The organism is Planktotalea sp., assembly GCF_039984035.1.
GTDB lineage: Bacteria > Pseudomonadota > Alphaproteobacteria > Rhodobacterales > Rhodobacteraceae > Planktotalea.
In genome coordinates this window covers 1-3,076 of the sequence record NZ_JBDWVM010000222.1, presented here as the reverse complement: position 1 = coordinate 3,076, position 3,076 = coordinate 1, and the positions used below count along the sequence as shown (strand labels likewise).

The following is a 3,076-nucleotide window of genomic DNA, read 5'->3' as shown; positions in this document are numbered from 1 at the left end:
ACGGTCACACCACACAGGCGCAGACGCTCGAATATCTCTGCATCCAAGAGGACGAGATTAGAGACTTGTATGATCTAGAGCTTTGATGCGCGGTCTTCAACTTGTGGAAAAGGTCACCTTCTGGAAGTCAGTAAATCCTTGTATTCACTTGGCCCGGACGCCTATAGCCCTGCCATCAGGCGAACATGTGATAACTTACAGTATGGAAAACGAATCGTGATGCAAGTTACGCATTGGGTGGTGCACTTTGGTCAGAAGTAGCTATTTGGGACGCAACTGCCGACGCGCCCTCCAATTCTGCATCCTCAAGTTCGGAGAGGCCAGCCGATGCCTTTTGACGAACATCAAAGATACTTTGGGCTGAGACAGTTCCGTTCTTGATTGCAAATAAGTCATCTTCGATCAGGCGTATCAACTTACGTGTCTTGAACATTCGTTGCTTTGCTTGAGCGGCGAACATGTCGGGACGGAACCTTTGGTGAATTAGTGAGGACAGAAGGACGACTACCCCAAGCAAACCTACCATGCCTTGCGGTAGTGCCTCTTGTGCAAACGAGCTGGCTAGTAGGCCACCCACTATGAACTGGCTAAAGGTTAAAAGTGCCGCTGCGGAAGAACTCCAGCGATACATTTTTTTGTTTCGGTTAAATTCTTGAGCTACGTCATTGAGGCGGGAGTCTTCGTTTAAATCCCTTGTCGCTTCAAAATCCAAAGTAAGCGATTTGCTCACTTTGGAGGCAAACATCGTGGCGAATAAACTGAACAACCCAGATAAAGTCGCGAATAGTACACCTAAGACTGCTAACGCAATTTCGATGTTAAGAGCTTCTTTAAGAAAAGAAAAAAGTTGTCCGATCATCCACACATACCGCTTCGATTGATATCATAGCATAGTTGGTTATCTTAGCATCAAAGCATCCGTTGGAAACGTGATAACCGTCAGTATGGAAAATGTTTTGAAGTCCTCACAGGGCTGATCCGAGTATCCAGACGACCCCCCTGCCCCGTTACTTCCAGAGCGAAGTATTCGACCCCCAGAATGTTGCGCTGCACAACGCGCGATTACGTGGTCACGGCCTGCGCAAAAAGTCCTGTCGCTTGACGACCGCCCGAACCTCCACAGCATCATCATCGATCACATAGTAGATCGCATGGCGCTCATAAACGCTGCGCCGATAGCCTGGTCGGAGATCATCAACAGCCTGTCAAAGCGCTCCATGAGGCCGTCGTAGTAGCTGTCAGCCTGCTTTACGCCCCACGTCTTGAATCCTTCTTCGTACAGATCGTCTAAGTCCTGGTCGGCCAGTTCTGTGATGCGCAAGCTATATGTCTTCACGTTGCAGGCGCGCTTTCGCTTCTTCTCTGATCTGTGCAGGTGTGCGTTTGCTGATCCCACTTTGCTCAGATGCGATCAACTTGGCGCGGAGCTGGTCGAGTTCTGCCGTGCGCAGCTCTTTCTCACGCAGTGCCTCGCGGATGATTTCGCTGTCAGATGCATATTGCCCCGTCGCAAGTTGCGCCTGGATGAAAGCTTCCTGCTGGTCGGTGACGGTGATGCTTTTTTTAATCATTCCCATGATGGCCTCAGTCTTGGTTATCCTACTTTATCCTACCATGAAATTCACCGATCAGCAACTTTCCCCCTGCCCTGTGTGATGGTGTTCGGGATTCACACACACCGATAACATGGCGCCCAATTTGTTATATCTACCCACAAGTTAACTGTTAACTGTTAACGCCTGCGACCGTCTATCTCTAAGGTATCAGGGATTTCTAGGCCTCCTGCCCTCAAGCATTCATAGAGCAGTTCTTTTTGAGTGATACCACGCTGTTTGGCTTCGGTGACGAAAGCATCTTTGATGGGTTTGGGAACCTGCGTAAAGGCAAACTGGACGCGCGGCGCATCCTTGAGCGCCGAGGCCTTGGCTTTGCTGACGCTTGGCAGTGGTGCTGCCATTTCTTTGATCTTGGCTGCTGTGTCATCGTCGTCGTGATCGTCATCTAGGTTTACGCTGACTTTTGCCATGCCCTGCTCCCATAAAACGAAATCATCTTCTTGATTTGGAGTTCAGCAAGCACCGAACGCGCTGAAGCTTTGGCCGATCCATCTGGCGCACGACCTGTGGAGGTCATTTCCTTGAATCCCGTGCGATGTGCGCAAACGGCATTCAGGCGCGGAATGTTCTGCGCATCGAGTGCGTCAGTGATGGCCTTGGTGATGTTGGTGTGCGTGTCCACATCCATCATCACTACCAGTGAAGCGATATCCTTTTCCATCGTTTCTGCCACGCTCTGAACATGCGAGTATGTACGGCGTGCGCCTTTGGCGTCTGCCTCATTTGCCTTTGACGGGATCAGGATCAAGTTTGCTGCGGCTATCGCGTGCATTGCCATTGCCGATTTGAACCCAGCCGTGTCAATGAAAATGACGTCATATGGTGTGTCCGATTTCTTTAGAGCTTTGACCGTGGGAATGAGCTTTTCGTCATCTTCTTCAAACAGCCAGTCAAGTTCGGTTTTTCCTTTCTTAGCCCATGCTTCAAGGTGACGTTGGGGGTCAGTGTCAATCACGGCGACCCGTGCGCCATCCCCTACCATCAAGCTTGCCAGGGCGGTTAGAAGCGTCGTCTTCCCCGCTCCCCCTTTTTCCTGCACTATGCTAATCACTTGTGTCATGCTTTGCCTCGCTTGTTTTCTCCAAGGATGAATCAGACAACCCTTAACTGTCAACAGGTAACCGTTATTTATTAAGTGTTACCTGTTGACAGTTACCTATTATGGGTTCGCTGTACTTACTCGTTAACCGTTAGCTGTTGTTTGCAAATAACTACGCTCGACCTTTCCGCTCATACCATTTTTTACAAAAGCCGATAAATGCCGCATCCGCATTTCTTGGTGGATCGCTCATCCACATTCGCCACTCTTGCTCCAAAAACCGAACGTCCCAAGATGGGGCAGCCTTTCTAGCCTTTTCATATGGGACTGTTGCGTTAACTGATGAACTCTGATGACGTCTGTATCTGGTAATCCCCTATGCTGCGATCCCGAACAGGTTTTGAACGAATGTAATCTCGCC

The 3,076-nt window shown here is 49.7% G+C and carries 5 protein-coding genes; all 5 read right to left on the bottom strand.

Features of this window, described 5'->3' with window-relative positions; genetic code table 11:
- Nucleotides 1–226 precede the first annotated feature (226 nt).
- Nucleotides 227–859: a hypothetical protein gene (locus ABJQ89_RS10115; protein WP_348496117.1), complete on the bottom strand. Its 633-nt coding sequence runs from the start codon at nt 857–859 to the stop codon at nt 227–229.
- 276 nt (nt 860–1,135) lie between these two features.
- Nucleotides 1,136–1,321 (bottom strand): hypothetical protein, encoded by a 186-nt coding sequence (locus ABJQ89_RS10110; RefSeq protein WP_348496116.1) that lies wholly within the window; start codon nt 1,319–1,321, stop codon nt 1,136–1,138.
- 1 nt (nt 1,322) lies between these two features.
- A complete protein-coding gene (locus ABJQ89_RS10105; RefSeq protein WP_348496115.1) occupies nt 1,323–1,577 on the bottom strand; it encodes a type II toxin-antitoxin system ParD family antitoxin in 255 nt (84 codons plus the stop codon).
- Nucleotides 1,578–1,732: 155 nt separating this feature from the next.
- Nucleotides 1,733–2,026, bottom strand: a complete 294-nt coding sequence (locus ABJQ89_RS10100) for a hypothetical protein (RefSeq protein ID WP_348496114.1) — start codon at nt 2,024–2,026, stop codon at nt 1,733–1,735.
- Entirely contained in the window at nt 2,008–2,676 is a 669-nt protein-coding gene (locus ABJQ89_RS10095) for a ParA family protein (protein WP_348496113.1), read from the bottom strand. Before ABJQ89_RS10095 ends, ABJQ89_RS10100 begins: the two co-directional genes overlap by 19 nt.
- Nucleotides 2,677–3,076: the final 400 nt, after the last annotated feature.